At 67.7% G+C, this 15,537-nt stretch carries 19 protein-coding genes; 15 read left to right on the forward strand and 4 right to left on the reverse strand.

Annotated elements, in window-relative coordinates; translation table 11 throughout:
• Positions 1-348 precede the first annotated feature (348 nt).
• The 13 genes from ligA to HNQ09_RS08350 all read left to right on the forward strand — a co-directional run bounded on the left by ligA (position 349) and on the right by HNQ09_RS08350 (position 11,588).
• Positions 349-2,409, forward strand: a complete 2,061-nt coding sequence (gene ligA / locus HNQ09_RS08295; protein WP_184027840.1) for an NAD-dependent DNA ligase LigA — start codon at positions 349-351, stop codon at positions 2,407-2,409.
• 92 nt (positions 2,410-2,501) lie between these two features.
• Complete coding sequence (locus HNQ09_RS08300; protein WP_184027843.1) at positions 2,502-2,828, forward strand: hypothetical protein; 327 nt, start codon at positions 2,502-2,504, stop codon at positions 2,826-2,828.
• 16 nt (positions 2,829-2,844) lie between these two features.
• Entirely contained in the window at positions 2,845-3,549 is a 705-nt protein-coding gene (locus HNQ09_RS08305; RefSeq protein ID WP_184027846.1) for a helix-turn-helix domain-containing protein, read from the forward strand.
• A gap of 49 nt (positions 3,550-3,598) precedes the next feature.
• Positions 3,599-4,852 (forward strand): hypothetical protein, encoded by a 1,254-nt coding sequence (locus HNQ09_RS08310; protein ID WP_184027848.1) that lies wholly within the window; start codon positions 3,599-3,601, stop codon positions 4,850-4,852.
• A 92-nt stretch (positions 4,853-4,944) separates the two neighbouring features.
• A complete protein-coding gene (locus HNQ09_RS08315; protein ID WP_184027851.1) occupies positions 4,945-5,151 on the forward strand; it encodes a hypothetical protein in 207 nt (68 codons plus the stop codon).
• A gap of 264 nt (positions 5,152-5,415) precedes the next feature.
• Entirely contained in the window at positions 5,416-5,550 is a 135-nt protein-coding gene (locus HNQ09_RS19135; protein WP_281378297.1) for a hypothetical protein, read from the forward strand.
• Between the two features lie 277 nt (positions 5,551-5,827).
• Positions 5,828-6,115 carry a hypothetical protein gene (locus HNQ09_RS08320; RefSeq protein ID WP_184027854.1) on the forward strand — a complete coding sequence of 96 codons (288 nt, stop codon included), beginning with the start codon at positions 5,828-5,830 and terminating at the stop codon, positions 6,113-6,115.
• 11 nt (positions 6,116-6,126) lie between these two features.
• Positions 6,127-6,522 carry a hypothetical protein gene (locus tag HNQ09_RS08325; protein ID WP_184027857.1) on the forward strand — a complete coding sequence of 132 codons (396 nt, stop codon included), beginning with the start codon at positions 6,127-6,129 and terminating at the stop codon, positions 6,520-6,522.
• A 93-nt stretch (positions 6,523-6,615) separates the two neighbouring features.
• A complete protein-coding gene (locus tag HNQ09_RS08330) occupies positions 6,616-6,765 on the forward strand; it encodes a hypothetical protein (protein ID WP_184027859.1) in 150 nt (49 codons plus the stop codon).
• Positions 6,766-7,224, forward strand: a complete 459-nt coding sequence (locus HNQ09_RS08335) for an N-6 DNA methylase (protein ID WP_184027862.1) — start codon at positions 6,766-6,768, stop codon at positions 7,222-7,224.
• Between the two features lie 351 nt (positions 7,225-7,575).
• Positions 7,576-8,604 carry an AAA family ATPase gene (locus HNQ09_RS08340; RefSeq protein ID WP_184027865.1) on the forward strand — a complete coding sequence of 343 codons (1,029 nt, stop codon included), beginning with the start codon at positions 7,576-7,578 and terminating at the stop codon, positions 8,602-8,604.
• Positions 8,601-9,572: a ParB/RepB/Spo0J family partition protein gene (locus tag HNQ09_RS08345; RefSeq protein ID WP_184027867.1), complete on the forward strand. Its 972-nt coding sequence runs from the start codon at positions 8,601-8,603 to the stop codon at positions 9,570-9,572. Before HNQ09_RS08340 ends, HNQ09_RS08345 begins: the two co-directional genes overlap by 4 nt.
• Positions 9,573-10,208: 636 nt before the next feature.
• A complete protein-coding gene (locus HNQ09_RS08350) occupies positions 10,209-11,588 on the forward strand; it encodes a replication initiator protein A (RefSeq protein ID WP_184027870.1) in 1,380 nt (459 codons plus the stop codon).
• A 761-nt stretch (positions 11,589-12,349) separates the two neighbouring features.
• Here HNQ09_RS08350 and HNQ09_RS08355 read toward each other — a convergent pair.
• Positions 12,350-12,700, reverse strand: a complete 351-nt coding sequence (locus tag HNQ09_RS08355; protein ID WP_184027873.1) for a hypothetical protein — start codon at positions 12,698-12,700, stop codon at positions 12,350-12,352.
• A gap of 32 nt (positions 12,701-12,732) precedes the next feature.
• Between HNQ09_RS08355 and HNQ09_RS08360 the strand changes: the two genes are divergently transcribed.
• Both HNQ09_RS08360 and HNQ09_RS08365 read left to right on the forward strand, forming a co-directional pair.
• Positions 12,733-13,098, forward strand: a complete 366-nt coding sequence (locus HNQ09_RS08360; RefSeq protein ID WP_184027876.1) for an HU family DNA-binding protein — start codon at positions 12,733-12,735, stop codon at positions 13,096-13,098.
• Between the two features lie 101 nt (positions 13,099-13,199).
• The gene (locus tag HNQ09_RS08365) at positions 13,200-13,706 is read left to right on the forward strand and encodes a response regulator (RefSeq protein WP_184027878.1); all 507 of its coding nucleotides are present in this window, start codon (positions 13,200-13,202) and stop codon (positions 13,704-13,706) included.
• On the opposite strand, the gene HNQ09_RS08370 is transcribed toward HNQ09_RS08365, so the two are convergent.
• The 3 genes from HNQ09_RS08370 to HNQ09_RS08380 are packed head-to-tail and all read right to left on the reverse strand — an operon-like array spanning position 13,703 to position 15,492.
• Positions 13,703-14,827, reverse strand: coding sequence for a hypothetical protein (locus HNQ09_RS08370; protein WP_184027881.1), 1,125 nt, complete (start codon positions 14,825-14,827; stop codon positions 13,703-13,705). The two genes, HNQ09_RS08365 and HNQ09_RS08370, sit on opposite strands and share 4 nt — an antisense overlap.
• Positions 14,824-15,150, reverse strand: a complete 327-nt coding sequence (locus HNQ09_RS08375; RefSeq protein WP_184027884.1) for a PadR family transcriptional regulator — start codon at positions 15,148-15,150, stop codon at positions 14,824-14,826. Before HNQ09_RS08375 ends, HNQ09_RS08370 begins: the two co-directional genes overlap by 4 nt.
• A gap of 60 nt (positions 15,151-15,210) precedes the next feature.
• Positions 15,211-15,492 (reverse strand): hypothetical protein, encoded by a 282-nt coding sequence (locus HNQ09_RS08380; protein WP_184027887.1) that lies wholly within the window; start codon positions 15,490-15,492, stop codon positions 15,211-15,213.
• Positions 15,493-15,537: the final 45 nt, after the last annotated feature.

Raw genomic sequence — 15,537 nt, forward strand, 5'->3', positions numbered from 1 at the left:
TACGATCTCACGACGATTCCCTCTCGCGGCCAAGCCTTACAGAGCGATGGATCGCACGGACTCATCAGCGGTCGAGTGAAGGACGCAGGCCGAGGGGTACCCCACCTGAACCATCGAGGGCAGCCAGACTGAAAGCCATCCCCACCCTGCTCGCGCAGCCTCATCGTTCCACGAACCCGAGGCTGCGCTTCCAGCAAGGTCAGGCCGACTGACCCTCGAGCGGTGGAGAGGGCTCTTCCCTTTCCACCCAGCGAGGTCCACACCCCTCGGCGCCACTCCACATACCTAAATACCAGCCGAAAATTTGTCCATGACAGAATAGGATGAGGGCCAACCCTCAGGAGAGCCATGACCCAGACGCAGACCCCCGCCCAGCGCCACGCCCAGCTCACCGCCGAGGTCGCCCGGCACAACCGCGCCTACTACGAAGAGGACGCGCCCACCATCCCCGACTTCGAGTACGACGCCCTGGTGCGCGAATTGCGTGACCTCGAAGCGCAGCACCCGGACCTCGCGGCCCCGGACTCCCCAGCCCAGACGGTGGGCGGCCGTCCCAGCACGCTGTTCGAGAAGGTCCGGCACCCGACGCCCATGACCAGCCTCGACAATGCGTTCAGCGACGCCGAACTCGCCGGGTTCGACGAGCGGGTGGCCCGCGCGCTGAATCTGGCTCCCAGGGGGCAGCACTTCGCCTACACCTGCGAACTCAAGATCGACGGGTTGAGCGTGAACCTGTACTACGTGGACGGCGTGCTCCAGTGGGCTGCCACCCGTGGTGACGGCGAGGTAGGCGAGAAGGTCACCGCGAACGTCGAGGGCATTCCGGGCATCCCTGCCAGATTGCCCGGGCTGAAGGGGGAACTGGAGGTGCGCGGCGAGGTCTACATGAGCAAGGAGGCCTTCCTTGCCTACAACACCCGGGCGGAGGAAGAGGGCCGCCCGCTGCTGAAAAACCCCCGCAACGGTGCGGCCGGTGCCTTGCGGCAGAAGGACCCTGAGGAGACCCGCCGCCGCAACCTCAGCGTGATCCTCTACGCCCTGGGCAAGCGCGACGGCGTTCAGGCGCGGACCCAGTGGGACATCCTGGAGTGGCTCCAGGCCCAGGGCTTCACCACCAGCCTGTATTCGCGCCGGGTCGTGGGCAGCGAGGCGGCGGCGGCCTACCACGCCGAGATGACCGCGGGGCGCGCAGCGCTCCCCTTCGACGCGGACGGCAGCGTGGTCAAGCTCGACGACCTGCACCTTCAGGACGAAGCGGGATACACCAGCCGCGCACCGAAGTGGGCCGTCGCCTACAAGTTCCCGGCGGACGTGGCGGAGACGGTGGTGGAGGCCATCACCGTCCAGACGGGCCGCACCGGAAAGCTCACCCCCGTGGCCGAGCTGCGGCCCGTCCAGCTCGAGGGCAGCACGGTCAGCCGGGCGACCCTGCACAACGAGGATTTCATCCGTGGACTGGATCTGCGGGTGGGCGACACGGTGCGGGTCCACAAGTCGGGCGGCATCATCCCCGAGGTGCTGGGCGTGGTGCTGGACCAGCGCCCGCAGGGCGTCCTGCCCTTCGTCTTCCCCACCCACTGCCCGGTCTGTGCCCACGAAGCCGTCCGGCACGAGGGGGCGGCGGGGACGTTCTGCCAGGGCCCGGCCTGCCCGGCGAAGGCGACCTTGCGCGTGCGGTATTTCGCCTCGCGCGACGTGCTGGACATCAAGGGTCTGGGCGAGCGGCTGGTCGAGCAACTCGTGGACGCGGGCCTGGTCAAAGACCCTGCGGACCTGTACGGGCTGACCGCCGAGCAGATCGAGCACCTGGAGATGGGCGAGACCACTACGGGCGGCGTGCGCCGGGTGGGCCGCAAGAACGCCGAGAAGCTGGTGACCGAGATCGAGGCGAGCAAGACCCGGGAACTCTGGCGCTTCGTCCGGGCGCTGGGCCTGCCCTTCGTGGGTGAGGGGACCAGCACCCGCGTCGCCCGGGTGAACGGGAGCCTCGGCGCCCTCCAGTCTGCCTCGGTCGAGGACCTGGCCCGGATTCCCGACGTGGGTCGCCAGACGGCCGAGAGCATCGTCTCCGGCTTGGCCGACCCGGACATGCGCGCCTTCATCGCGCGCCTGGAGGCGGCCGGTGTCCGGCCCACTCCGGGCGAGGACGTGCAGGTGGGCGAGCAACTGGCCGGGTTGACCTTCGTGGTTACCGGGACGCTCAGCGTGCCGCGCGACGCCATCAAGGCGCACCTGCAACTGCACGGGGGCCGGGTGAGCGGCAGCGTCACGAAGAAGACCAGCTACCTGATCGCGGGCGAGGACGGCGGCGGCAAGCTGGACAAGGCGCGCGAACTGGGCGTGCCCACCCTCGACGAGACGGCTCTGAACGCACTGCTGACCGAACGCGGCGCTCCGGCCATCGGGTAAAGGCACCGGCATCAGGATCGGGGGGCGGCCTGGTGCTGCCCCTCTTCGCCTGCTGGACCCCTCAAGAGTCGCGCCGGGCGCAGCGACGGGAAATGTGGATCGAACAGGGACAGGGCAAGGCCACCATCATTCCCTGCCGGGGCGTCCTCCTGGTGGTCGTCGAACGCACGCCCCACCCGGGCAGCAGCGACTTCGTGCGCCAGCACGCCCGGCGGCCGTGGCTGACCGGGCCTCAGCCGGAGGAGGTGCGGCGGCGCGTGGTCACGGCCGAGGAAGCCATCCGGTTGCTGTTCCGCGAGGGCCTGCACCTCTCCCTCGCGGAACAGGATGCTCTGACCCACCTCGAGCGCTTAATGCCCCCATGCCTTCCTGGTAGGGAAGCGACTTTCTTCCAGGAGTCGCGGCCCAGGCCGCTCTGACCTGTTGGAGGTCACCATGCCAGATCCCATTCCTGCCCGCACCCCAGCCCACCCGCCCCAGGCCCCACGAACTCACGTGCAGGCCTTTGTGCCACTGTCCCTCTCGGCTGAGCGCGTCGAGCGGTTGCTGGCCTGCCTGGACCGGCACACCCGGGCCACGCCCACGCAGCTCGCGGACGCGCTGGGCTTGACCTGCGCCGCCGCCCGTCCGCTGATCGACGAGCTGTGCAGCCGTGGACTGGCCCGGCCCGCAGGAGGTGGCCGCCGCCTCTACGAGCGTGCCCAGACTCCGGTGCAGCCGAGGCTGGTGCTCGACCGTCTGCGGCCGATCATCCGGACCTCCCTGCAAGGCCGTCCGGCGCTGGCCTCCGGTGTGGCCCGCGACCTCGGCGAACCACTGGACAACGTGGCGGAGACCTGCAAGGCGATGCATCTGGAAGGGGAACTGCGCGGCGTCGCCGTGGGGGCGACCTTCGTGTACTCCGTCAACCCCGCCGTCATCCAGCAAGGCCTCCCGGACAGGACGGACGCGGTGGCCGCGCCTCAACCTGCCGCTCCCCACCGTGGGCGCATCACCGAGGACCTGGTGCGCCAGGTGCAGGCGGCGTTGCCCCCGGCCAGACGCCGGGCAGGCGGCGAGGTGGAGCGGGTGGCCGAGCGCTTCGGCCTCAGCCCCAGCCAGGTCTACCGCGCCCTGAAGCAGGTCCTGGCCTCCGGGTAGAGCAGGGGTCGCGGCCCGGCGGGGCCGCTCCGGGGGGGTGGAGGTTCCCATGACCCAGACCCTGCCCGAGACCGCCCCGCTCTCCCCCACCACGCCCGGCGCCGCCAACCCCAAGGCAGTTGCCCTGCTGCTTAAACGCGCTGACGGCCTGGAACGCCGGGCGCAGCAGAAGGAAACGCCCTCCTACGTGGGCATGAATATGACCCGCAAGCGCAGCAAGGACGCGGGCAGCCGGGCCGAGGACGCCTTCCGCCTGCGCCGCATTCAGCGTGCCTACCGGGCAGTGGCCAGTGGTCTGGAGGAAGGCACGCTCCCGGCCGTGCTTGTCCGGGTCACCGACCCCAGGTTGATCGAACTGCTGGTCCACCTTGGTCCTGATCACGCCCACTCGCTCGCCACTGTCTGTCTCGCCAACGAGGAGTTGGGGGCGCTGCGGAGCCACCGGCCCCACTCCCTCGTTCTGGAGAGCGTCGAGGCGCTGCCGGTGAGCTACGGCTGGCTGCGCGAACTCCTGCCCGAGCAGGTGAACGGGGTCCTGACCATCTTGCGGGAATTGGCACCCCTGAAGCCCTTCGAGCACATCACGGTGAACTGCCAGCGGTTCGTGTCTGATGCGAAGACCTGGAAGGCCTCGCACGCGTGTGGCTTGACCACCCCGGCTCTCGTCGAGGAGGCCGCGGCCGCCCTGCGTGCCCTGGCGGAGTCGCGGGTCGATCCAGCCCGTGCCCGGCGCGACCGGGTGGCGGCCCTGGAACGGGACCTGGTCGGATACCGCACGTCTGGGTTCTGGCCCACGCCCGCCCCGCTCGCCACGCATCTGGCGACGCTGGCCGACCTCCGTCCGGGCCTGCGCGTCCTGGAGCCCCAGGCCGGGAAGGGCGACCTGGTGGACGCACTGCTGGCCCTGGAGCCGGAGCTGCACGTGGAGGTCTGCGAACAGAATGGACGGCTGCGCGAGGTGCTCGAGGCCAAGGGGTACCGGCTGATCGGCGACGACAGCATGGCCCTGCGGGGCGAGTGGGACTGCGTCGTCATGAACCCACCCTTCGAGGGGCTGGCCGACATCGGCCACGTGCAGCACGCCTACCGCCTGCTGGCCCCCGGCGGGGTCCTGGTGGCCGTGATGGGGAACGGACCGTTCTTCCGGCAGGAACAGGTGGCCCGGGACTTTCGGGCCTGGCTGGAGGGCGTGGACGCGGAGGTGAACACCAACGACCCGGACGCCTTCAAGGTCAGCACCACCGGGCACAGCACCGGGGTCCAAACCCGCACCCTGCGAATCGTAAAGCCGCCCCTGGGCTGAGGAGCGGTGGGGGCAGGCTCTCCCCTGCCCCCCCGCCCTGCTCGTCAAGAAGGAAGGTCATGATCAGCCCCAGCGCACCGGCGGGAGGCCCCGTGTACTCCCCGATCTGCTGCCCGAACTGCGGCAGCCCGCACGTAGACCTGACCCACCGCCAGGACCCGGAGCTGTTGGGCTGCACCTGTTGCGGCCTGGTGGACGATCTCCTGCAATTCCGCCCCGCCCACCTGCTGGGCAGGCCGACCCCGGCGACTCACGTCCAGGGGTCGCGCCTGCGGGCGCAGGTCCAGGAGGAGGTATGAAGTACAGCGTCATCGCCAGCATCACCGGCTCCATCTCCTCGCCCACTGCGCCACACCGGAACTGGCCGAGCAGGCCCGGCGGGTGCTGCAAAGCCACTCCGGCCCCAACTCCTGTCACCTCCTCCCGGTCACCGGCCTGGAACGGGATGCCAGCGGAGCACCCCTGTCCCGCCTGACGACCGAGGACGATCTGATCTCCGCCTGGTCGACGCGGTGTGGTGCACCTTCGGTCCAGAGGTGGAGTGCAGCGCGGTTCTGCCGGTCGTGACCCTTCAAGGGCTGGTGTGGGATGAAGCGCGGCTGGTCCAGGGCCAATGGCTCGCCCTGGCCCGCGAGGCGGATCGGGGCCGGGAACTGATCGAACGGCACTTGGGCGAGGGGCAGGCGTCGCTCCCCTGATGGGGAGCGCTGGCCCGCCATGTCATCCGGACCCCAGCGTTTCAACCCGGCCATCTGGCGCCGCTCGGAAACCCCTGCGAACTCTCCAGCTCCCACGCCGGAGTTGCCCCCAACTCCCGCGCTGGGGCCTCCCCCAGCTCTGGAGAAGGCCTCGCAAGCGGCCCCAGCGGCCTTCCAGGAAGCACCACTGCCCCGCGCCCCCTGGGCTCCACCGGAGGGGTCGAAGAAAAAGCCCCCGGCCCGGGAGTACCCCGTTCGTCTGCTTCCACCGCCCCACATGGACAAGGACCAGTGCGAGGCGGCCTTTGAAACGCTCAGCGACGAGATCCGTGCCCGCTTTCCCGGCGCATACGCCATCCAACTCGTGGCGACGCACTGTGGGCACCGCACCGGCCTCAGCCTCCTGGTCCGTAACAAGCTGGGCTCCCCGCTGGACCTGGAGCGCGGCGACGGCGCCCTGCCCTTCTACCTGATTGACCGGCTGATGGAACTGGTCGGCCACGGCGACTGGCTTCTCGCCAAGTCCCCTCCTGCCTTCTCGGGAAGAGACGATCACCTGTCCTGAAGGAGACCATCATGCGCACCGTTTATCTGATCACGCCTGTCCGGCCGCGCGAGGACGACTCCCCCGAACGCATCCGGCAGAGCACCATGAACTGCCTGGCGGCGGCAGCGGGTCGTCCGTTTGCTTACCCCGAGGCATGCCTGGTCCTGGAGGTGGGACGGCGAATCGGCGGCCAGTTCGAGTTCCGCTCCAGCACGGTCACGGAACAGGGTGTCCCGCTGTATTCACCGGGGGCGTGGGTGACCTTTCTGGAAGAGCGGTGTGCGGCCGGAAGCGTCCTGTGTTCCGAGGACGGCGCGACCTTCACCTTGGGTGTCTTCCTGGCCCTGCCGGACGTCCAGCGCCGGGTGAGTCCGGGGGTCGCGCCGCAGGCGGCGCCAGGGGAGATCGAGGAGGCACCATCTTGACGACCCCATCCTGGCTGAAAATCGTCCTCAAGTTCGAATAGCGGCACTCGGACGTGTTCCGGGACCCCTCTCCCTCTGACCCTGGCCGCTTGCGTGTGCAGCTCGGGTCAGCGGGAGGACGAGTACCGGCGCACCGCCGCGAAGTTCACCCCGGAGGAACTGAACGGCCTGTGCAAGGCCTTTGGAAACCTGATGCACCTGAAGCTCGCGGACCCCTTCCTGGACCTGTTCAGCGAGACCTAGATGGGTCGCCTGAGCAAGAGCGCGCAGCAGTACCTGGGTCAGGTCTACACCCCGAGTACGATGGCCCTGCTGATGACGAAGATGATCATGCACCCGCCCGAACCCGGCGAGGCCCTGAAGGTGGCAGAGCCCGCCGCTGGAAGCGGAACCCTGGTGCTGGCCGCAGCCCAGGCGCTGGAGGACCTGGGGGTCAGCCGCCTGCACATGCGGGGGGTGGCCACCGACCTCAACCCCTTCGCGGTGGACATGGCGCTGGTCAATCTGGGACTCGCAGGCGTCCCGGCAATCGTCCGCTATGGCAACAGCCTTACCGAGCAGGTCTTCCGCGAGTACCCGGCGCCCGCCTGGCCCTTCGCGTATCCCTACAGCGGCGAGACGAAGGCCGAGCGGCTGCGAGGCATCGATGTCCTGGACATATTGCGGCTGACCGTACCCCTGCCAGTCCGTGCCGCGGGCTGAGGCGCTGTGGGATTCAACCATCCGACTGAGGTGTGGCTTTCACTCAACAAGAAGTCTGGCGTTCCTGAGGAAGTCAAGAACGGCAGGGGAGAGGGGCCCGCGAGTTGTCGCCCTCTACAGCCCGGTCCTCCTCTACACGTTCAGCTTCTCGGCCTCCCCACGCCTCGTCACCGCGGAGTTAGAGACTTGATCTCTAACTCCGCGAAGTCGGTCCTGAAGGGTGTCGTTTGTCGTGCCTCGCCCCAGCCTCTCGGAATGGCGAAGCAATCTCTCCTGCCGTCCACTGGGCTCCGGGGGTGCAGAAACTGGGGAAAGTTGACAATGTTTTAAACATTTGAGTAGCCTGCCGTCATGCCGCTCAAGCCCGTGCCTGGAACCGCTCAGGTGACCAGCGCCGAATTGCGGTCGCGCTTTCCCGAATTGCTCGATCAGTTGGGCCAGGGCACACGGGTCGTCGTCACGCACTACCGCCGTCCCATCGGCGCGCTCGTGAGCCTGGAAGATCTTCAGCGCCTGCGGCGCGCCGACGTCGCGGATGCCCAGTCGGGGCAGGGGAGACTTATGCAGATCATTGGAACGCACAACCAGTCGGGTGGAGTGGGGAAAACCACCAGCGTCGCGGAACTGGGGTACGACCTCAGCACCCGCCTCAATCTCCGCACCGGACAGCCCAACCGGGTGCTTCTGGTCGACACCGATCCGCAGGCCTCCCTCACGAAACGCTTCGGCCTGCATGACGACCCCTCGTCCCCGGCCCACGTAGTCACCAGCACGCTGTTCATGAGCGTGATGGACCCGCAACTTCCCGGGCCCACGCCCCTGCCGTCCCCCACGGTGCCGGAACTGCACCTGATCCCTGCCAACCAGCACCTCAGCCGCCTCGACGCGCTACTCTACAGCGACGACAGCCTGCTGCCGAACCTCGGCCAGGTGCTGCGGCGTTACCAGGACTACGACTACATCCTGATCGACACCCCGCCCAGCCGGGGCATGATCACCCGTGCCGCGCTGATCGCGAGTGAACACATCATCATTCCGGTCAACAGCAGCCTCAAGGCGATGGAGAACTTCGACAGCGTCTCCGAGCTCATCGGGCAGTGCCAGCGCCACAACCCGAACCTGCGGGTGGCGATGTTCCTGCTGACCCAGTACCAGAAGAACATCCTGCACGACCAGGACGTGCAGCGCATCCTCAAGACCCAATACGCCGGGATCGCGCCTACCAGCAGCCCAGTGCCGCACCGCAAGGCCCTGTTCAACGACGCCAGCCTCGCCCGGCTGCCCATCGCGCTCTACCGCCCCAAGGACCCGGTGAACAAGGATTTGCGGAGGGTCACCGATGAACTGCTTGCCTCCATCGGTGAGCCGGTGACGGCATGACGCGCGGGCGACCCAGCATGGAGGCGCGGACGCCGGCACCCGCCACCGTCCTGAATAACCTCGACCTTGCCCGGGCGCGGATCATTCCCCTCACGCAGATTCGCCTGATCGAGCACCACAACCCGCGTGGCCGGTACTCGCGGGACGAGGTGTTCAGCGAGGAGAGTTTGAGCCCGCTCGTGCGGTCGGTCCGCGAACGCGGCGTCCTGCAACCGGTGCTGCTCCGTGCCACGCCGGGCGGACATTACGAACTGGTCGCGGGCGAGCGCCGCTTCCGCGCGGCGCAACTCGCTGGCCTGAGCGGCGTCCCCGCCGTCGTCGAAACGGTCGCCGACGCGGACCTGCTGGAGTACGCGCTGATCGAGAACCTCCAGCGGGAAGCGATGAACCCGGTCGATCAGACCTTTGGGGTGCTGGAACTGCTCAGCCAGCGCACCGGACACCCGCTGAGCGCGCTGCCCGCCTATCTCAACCGCCTGCGCAACGGCACCGAGCGCGACGAACACCGGGTCGAGGAAACCCTGCAACAGGTGGGAGGCTGGACCCTGCTCACCTTCGCCACCCGCAACGTCAAGTTTCTCGGTCTCAGGACCGGGGAACTGGACGCCGTGGCCGCAGGCAAGCTCACCAGCAGCGCCGCCTTTGAACTGCTGCCCTTGGGCGAACACGAGCGGCGACCCGTCCTCCTTGAGGAGGCCCTGCGGCAGGGGTGGTCGGCGAAGGAACTGCGCGCCCAGGTGCAACGGGTGTTGCAGGAGGGGAGCGCACCCTCCGAGACCAGGGCACTCGTCTCCCGGGTCAGGGCTTCCCTGACGGAGCGGCGCGTCGGCCAGCTCAGCGCCGCGAAGCGGAAGGAACTCCAGCGTCTCGTCGAACAGCTCGAGTCGCTGTTGCAGGAGGAGCGCCCCCGAGGCCCGGGAGGACGCCGAACTCAGGCGAGAGCCGCCCGGGGGGAGCGCCCGACCTGAGCACCAGCAAACCCCACGGATCGCGTCCTCCTCCACGTGCCTCCTCTCGGCTCCTCAGGCCTCGGCACACAGCTGGCTTCGCCAACGCTGTTTCAGGGGTGCCGACAACGCCGTCGTGTTCCCCTCCACGCCACTGCGGATCAACAGGAGGGCCAACTGGGCTGCGCCTCCAGTTCAGCCAGTCGGTTCCGACCCCTTTGGGGGAAACCGGACGTGCGGGGAGGCGTCAGCGAGGTGCGCCGCTGAGAATTTCCTTTGGTGGTGACCGCGGCGTTCAATTCGAGAGCAAATGCACCGGTAGTACCGGTCACTAATTGCCATTATTGACCCACGCCGACTCCAGAGTTTTGCGTGCAGCACAGCGGCTTCCTGAATCCCGACCGGCCTCGCCACACAGCTAGACAACTTCGGCGGCAGTCAGATCGAACGCAAAAAACGAGCACACGGTCAAGTTCAAGGCAAATACGGTCAGAACGAAGGCAAATATCGGTACGATTCTGCCTCAGCTACGGTCACCACCGAGGCAAATTCTCAAAAGTGCTGAAAACGACGTGTTGGTGGCCGAATACGTCCGGCCGTGTTGTTGTTCTCTTTTAATCTTTTATCTACTTAAAGACCAACAGACACAGGAGGCCCATGAGCAAACGACTGATCATTCCAGAGAAACTGACGGATGAGCACTTCCTCGCCCGGCTCGGCCTGATCAGCGTGCAAACCCGGATCGACGAGCGCAGCCCCCTGAACCACCGCTGGACCAGCCGCTTCAGCATCAACGGACACGATTACCACGTCGAGGGTTTCGCGGCCGACTTCGGTCGCCCCCGCGGCGTGGACACCGACGTGCAGATCGCCATCGAAACCCTCTTCGAGCGGCAGGGGTGTCCTCAGGACAACACCATTGTCACCACCGCTTATGAACTCCTGATGCTGTGTCTGATGACCGATAAGGGCGACAACTACTTGCGGCTGCGCGAGAGCCTGATGCGCCTGTGGCGGGTGGGCTTTCTGGTGTCCCGCGCCTACCACCACCCGAGCAGCCCCTGGGCGATGTACCTGAACGAGACCCTGAACCTGATTCAGCGGGTCCGGTTCTGGAGCAAGGGGGCCCGCCGGGAGTCACCCGACCTGAGCACGATGGACGCGGACGGCCGGCTGATCATCCAGCTCTCCGACCCGGTCGCACAGAGCATCCGGGCCGGCTTCACCCAGCACCTGGACACCATGCTGCTCTCGCGGATCGAGCAGCCGGTGGGCCGCGGCGTGTACCGCCTCCTTCAGGCGCACCGCACCAGCGAGCAGGGGGGAGGGCTGCGGGTCGGCCTGCGGGAGTGGGCCAGCGCGTGCGGCATCTTCAGCCCGGACTCGGACAAGATCCGCCGCGTATTGCAGCCCGCCCATGAGGAACTGGAGGCGAACGCCTACCTGGAGGGGATCGAATTCGAGGGCCGGGGCGCCAAGCAGGTGTTGCACTACCACTTCCGCGTCGAACCGTCGCTCGACCCCCACCTGGTCCGGGACGTGCGGGAACTGGGGATCAGTGAGGTGCGGGCCCAGACCCTGGTGAAGGGGCACCAGCAGGCCCCGGAGCGGGTCCTCGCTTCGGTCGAGTACGTGCGCGCCCAGAAGAACGTCCGCTCTCCAGGGGTCCTCCTCGCGGACATGCTGACCCATCCCCAAAAGTACATCCTGCCTGAGGGGACCACGCGGGGCACCCTGGCATCCGCCGCACCTCATCCCGACCCCCGCGTCCTCGAGCAGCAGATCGAACGGGAGCAGGAGGTGCGGCAGCGGCAACTGCTCGAGTTGCCGCCAGTCGAACAGTGGCGGGCCAACCAGACCACCCTGCGCTTCATGCTCAAGGCCTACCTGAGCGCCCCGCAACTTCAACACCTGGAGGAGGCCTGCGTGTCCGGCCGGTTGAGCGCTTCTCAACTGGCACACGATCTGAGCGTCGCCACGGCCCGGGCGGCCAGAGCGGACCTGGTGCACACCCTGATGGCCGAGTTGGACGGCTGAGCCAGGACCATCGAAAGGTCCACCCACCTGCCGGAAGCACCTCCACAGCACCGACTTCGCGAAAGCTGTGGTAGGCAATCAGGAGGACCTGGGCTTCGTCTCCTGAGCAGCAGGCCAAGCTTGACCAGCCCTCACCACCCCACCAGCTCCCCTTGGCCTTCACAGTGAGGTGCAGCCAGCACAGCGGCCTCCCGGCCCGGCCGTGTCCAGCTCATCCTCCGGCAGCTCCGGCGCCTCCCGGAACCGTTCCTGCCCAGAAGGCAGCAGGGGAGGGGAGAGGCTCCCGGAAAGAACGATTCCCGGTCCACCCCAGAAGCATGCGCACGGTCTTTCTCTCCCTGCTGCTGGCCCTCGGAGACGTGGCCCGCGCGGCCACACCCATGCACCGCCTGGTGGCGGTCGATCAGGTGCTCAACTGGCCGGCCGGGAATCAGAGCGTCACGCTGAACGTTCGTGACCATGAGGGTGGCTCCCCCCGGCTTCGATGGCACCGGGTACACGGCACGGCAGGCGGTCCAAGGCGACGAGCAGGACCGGCCCGAGCTGGTCACCACCTGCCAGCTCACGGACGTGGCCGGGCAGCTTCTCCTGCGGCGCGACTATGTGACCGGGCCGGGGGTCGCCGCAGACGATCTTCTCCGGTGCGCTGCAACCTGGCTCCTACCGGCTGACCTTCTCGGTGACCGGCGCGGCCAAGCGCGCGGTCGGCCTGAGCGTGACCGGCCCGGTCGAGGTCAGCGCCACGGCCATCAATCATACCCTCAGGGGAGCGCGAGTAGATACCAGTGAACACCGTCATCTGGGGGCAGATCGCGCTCGCGGAACTCGGCTTCCGTCCAGACGTGCCCCTGGTTCTGTTCCCGGCGGTGAATGCTCATGAGCTGGTCATGGGTGTAGGTCGCGCGGTGATCATTCACGGTCTCGGCGGCCACGTTCAGGGTGGCGCGCAGGTAGAGCGCCAGGTCCACGCCGACGCGCTGTACGGCGGCGGTCAGGCGCTGCATTTCGAGGTCGCTCAGGAGGACGGAGACAGACTGTTTGCGGCCCAGGCCCTGATACTGCCGTACCTGGAGGCGGCCCGGCAGGGGGGCGTTCACCTCCGCTGGGGGCATTCCTCTTGCGTGCGCGCTGTTGAGAGGTCACCATGCGCACCATGACGAAGAAAGCCGCGAAAGCCCCTGCCGCCAAGAAGCCCGCTGCCCCCAAGGCCCCAGGCCGCGCCACGGCGGAGAGTAACAAGGTCGGCAAGACCCAGCTCGTCGAGCAGGTCGCCGAGAAGTCCGGGTTGACCCGCAAGCAGAGCGACGAGGCCGTCAGCGTCGTCCTGGACGCCCTGGTGGACGCGGTTCGCGGTGGGCAGAGCGTGGGCCTGAACGGTGTGGGGACCTTCAGCGTCAAGGCCACCGCCGCCCGCACTGGCGTACGCCCCGGGACCAGCGAGAAGATCCAGATTCCGGCAGGCAAGAAGGTCGCCTTCAAGGTCGCCAGCACCCTCAAGGGCACCCTGTAACCGCCAGCTTTCCCGATGGGGGCCACAGCAGCGTGCTGTGGCCCTCGTTGTTGCTCCCCATCCCATCCGGGCTGGGAGCGCTTAGACTGCCGGTGATCCCTATGCCTGCTCTCGTCAGTCCTCCCCAGTCCCCTGACCCTGCCCAGGAGACCCGGCGACTGTGCATCCTGCTGATCGACGACAGCGCACCCGACCGGCTGATCGCTCAGGAAGTCTTCGCTGAGTACAGCGATCAGGTCGGCGTGATGACCGCTGAAAGCGGCGCGGACGCGCTGGCGAAGATGCGGCACTCCGGTGTACGCCTCCCGGACGTGGTGCTGCTCGACATCAACATGCCGGGCATGACCGGCTTCGAGGTGTTGCAGGCCATGAAAGCGGACCCCAGGCTGCACCTCATTCCCGTGGTCATGCTGACGACCTCGGGGAACGAGCAGGACATTCAGCGGGCGTACACGTTGCACGCCAGTTCGTACCTGACCAAATCCATGGACTTCTGGCACTTCGTGGAGCAGATCGAGAGCTTCGTGCGTTTCTGGCTCACCACCCGCCTCACGCACTGGCCGGAAGGGCGCGGCCGTGAGGACACCATCCGCCCGTCCGCCTGTTAAGGCCTCAACACGGCGCTGCTCTCAGCGATCAGGCGTGCACCTGAACCATTCATCCGGCCCGTGAAGCGCAGCACACTCACCGCGCCCACCGACCGCCAGGCCAACCGAGGCTCAGCCACCACTCGCACAGCCTCGACCGGCAACCGGGCCGCCAGACGCCCGGCCGCATCCGCCTGCACCACCTGATAGCCCACCCCTGCCGCCTGAGGGTGACGGTAGACCAGCAGGTAGGTTCCGGCCGCAGGCACCTGCACCTGAACCGGGTGCTCCAGCCCCTTCGGTTGCCGCTCGGCCGCGACCGTCAGCCCAAACTCCTGCGCGAGCGCCAGGCCTGCGGTCTGCCAGAGCACCTCCTCAGCCGGGTCCAGCTCCGTAAAAGCGAAGGGGATCTGGGTCTTCGCCAGGCGGACCGTGCTGCGCCCCGCCGCTTGTTCAATCCGCACTGGCAGTTCCCGTAGATTCGCCAGTCGACCGAAGAGGGCCGTGGCCTGAACGAAGGTCTCGTCTCCCCGGCGAAAGGTCGTCTGATCCGGCGGCACCATGACGCCCCTGGCGGCCAGGCGAGCACGGTGGACGTGGTCCGGGCCGTTCGGGAGATCGAAGGTGACCCCGGCGGCCGTTACCCGCAGGACGTCGTTCGAGATGCCTGGAACGTCGGCGGCCGTCGTGCGGGCGGAAGTGACCTTCCACCCCTGGGCCTGGAGGAGGTGTATCAGGTCGCTGAGAGCCACCCACCCCTGACGTTCACTCAGGCACTGGAGTGCGGGCGCTGGAAGATCCGCACACACGGGTCGCTCGCCCTGCGCCGTGACGAGGAGCGCCTGGCTGGCGCGGGTACTCGTGACCACGCCGACCACCGCGAACAAGGCCAGGAACACCGGGACGAGCGGTTGCAGGCGCGGCAGGGTATGCACGCGCGTGAACCCCAGCGCCGTCTCGGCGGGATCGCCGTACAGGGACAGGGCCGCCTGGGTCGCGGCCGGTTGATCCAGGCCCAGGAGGCGCTGCTCGTCGATCAGGCGTTCCAGGTCGGCGCGCAGCTCCCGCTGCACGCGGCGGCGGTCACACGGCCGCAACCCGCGTGTGGCGTCCCGCAGGTACCGTTCGAGGGGCGCGTTCATCCTTCCCCCCAGAGGGCCGTCAGGGTCCGCTGGAAGTCCTGCTGCGCCGCTTTCAGGTCGGCGAGGTGGGCGCGGCCCGCGTCGGTCAGGGCGTACTCACGAACAGGCCGTGCCCCTGCCGGGGACGGCCTGTCCGTGCCGAGAAGAAAGCCCTGGGTTTCCAGGCGGTGCAGCGCCGGGTAGAGGCTGCCATAGCTGAGCGGATTCCCATCGTCGATCAGGGCGTTGATCTGTTTGGCGACTTGCAGGCCGTAGAGGGGGCCGGAATGCAGCAGGCTGAGGATCAGCAGGTTGAGGTTGCCCCGGACGAAGGTGCGGTCCATACCGCAGCGTACGTCAATTTCTCCAGTTTAGCGATAGGCGATAATTAAAGGCCAAAAAGATCAGCAGTACGGCCGCTCACGGGTCTGGCCGTTGACCTCTCCCGTCCAGCCGTCCGAGGCGTCGACATTGACGTGCGCGAAACAGCCGGAGGTGCCGTACGCCCTGGCGAACACGCTCAGGTACGACCGGCCACTCTTCTCGTCCCAGCCGCCGGGGTCGGTGCTGGTGTACGCGACGGCCTGGCCGCTCAGGCTGTAGGCGGAGGAGGGGCAGGAGACGGAGCCGGTGGCCTTGACGCCGCGCGCTTCGGTGGTGACCTGGAACTGGCCTGCACGGTGCACTGCCAGACGCTCTGGGAGGTCAGGGCGCCTTTCTCGCGGGCGGTG

It is taken from the genome of Deinococcus budaensis, assembly GCF_014201885.1.
Taxonomy (GTDB): Bacteria; Deinococcota; Deinococci; order Deinococcales; family Deinococcaceae; genus Deinococcus; species Deinococcus budaensis.

Excerpts from the sequence above, each read along its gene's own strand:
- ligA (WP_184027840.1), top strand. The coding sequence starts at position 349 with ATGACCCAGACGCAGACCCCCGCCCAGCGCCACGCCCAGCTCACCGCC.
- HNQ09_RS08300 (WP_184027843.1), top strand. The coding sequence starts at position 2,502 with ATGTGGATCGAACAGGGACAGGGCAAGGCCACCATCATTCCCTGCCGG.
- HNQ09_RS08305 (WP_184027846.1), top strand. The coding sequence starts at position 2,845 with ATGCCAGATCCCATTCCTGCCCGCACCCCAGCCCACCCGCCCCAGGCC.
- HNQ09_RS08310 (WP_184027848.1), top strand. The coding sequence starts at position 3,599 with ATGACCCAGACCCTGCCCGAGACCGCCCCGCTCTCCCCCACCACGCCC.
- HNQ09_RS08320 (WP_184027854.1), top strand. The coding sequence starts at position 5,828 with ATGGACAAGGACCAGTGCGAGGCGGCCTTTGAAACGCTCAGCGACGAG.
- HNQ09_RS08325 (WP_184027857.1), top strand. The coding sequence starts at position 6,127 with ATGCGCACCGTTTATCTGATCACGCCTGTCCGGCCGCGCGAGGACGAC.
- HNQ09_RS08335 (WP_184027862.1), top strand. The coding sequence starts at position 6,766 with ATGGGTCGCCTGAGCAAGAGCGCGCAGCAGTACCTGGGTCAGGTCTAC.
- HNQ09_RS08340 (WP_184027865.1), top strand. The coding sequence starts at position 7,576 with ATGCCGCTCAAGCCCGTGCCTGGAACCGCTCAGGTGACCAGCGCCGAA.
- HNQ09_RS08345 (WP_184027867.1), top strand. The coding sequence starts at position 8,601 with ATGACGCGCGGGCGACCCAGCATGGAGGCGCGGACGCCGGCACCCGCC.
- HNQ09_RS08350 (WP_184027870.1), top strand. The coding sequence starts at position 10,209 with ATGAGCAAACGACTGATCATTCCAGAGAAACTGACGGATGAGCACTTC.
- HNQ09_RS08355 (WP_184027873.1), bottom strand. The coding sequence starts at position 12,700 with ATGCCCCCAGCGGAGGTGAACGCCCCCCTGCCGGGCCGCCTCCAGGTA.
- HNQ09_RS08360 (WP_184027876.1), top strand. The coding sequence starts at position 12,733 with ATGCGCACCATGACGAAGAAAGCCGCGAAAGCCCCTGCCGCCAAGAAG.
- HNQ09_RS08365 (WP_184027878.1), top strand. The coding sequence starts at position 13,200 with ATGCCTGCTCTCGTCAGTCCTCCCCAGTCCCCTGACCCTGCCCAGGAG.
- HNQ09_RS08370 (WP_184027881.1), bottom strand. The coding sequence starts at position 14,827 with ATGAACGCGCCCCTCGAACGGTACCTGCGGGACGCCACACGCGGGTTG.
- HNQ09_RS08375 (WP_184027884.1), bottom strand. The coding sequence starts at position 15,150 with ATGGACCGCACCTTCGTCCGGGGCAACCTCAACCTGCTGATCCTCAGC.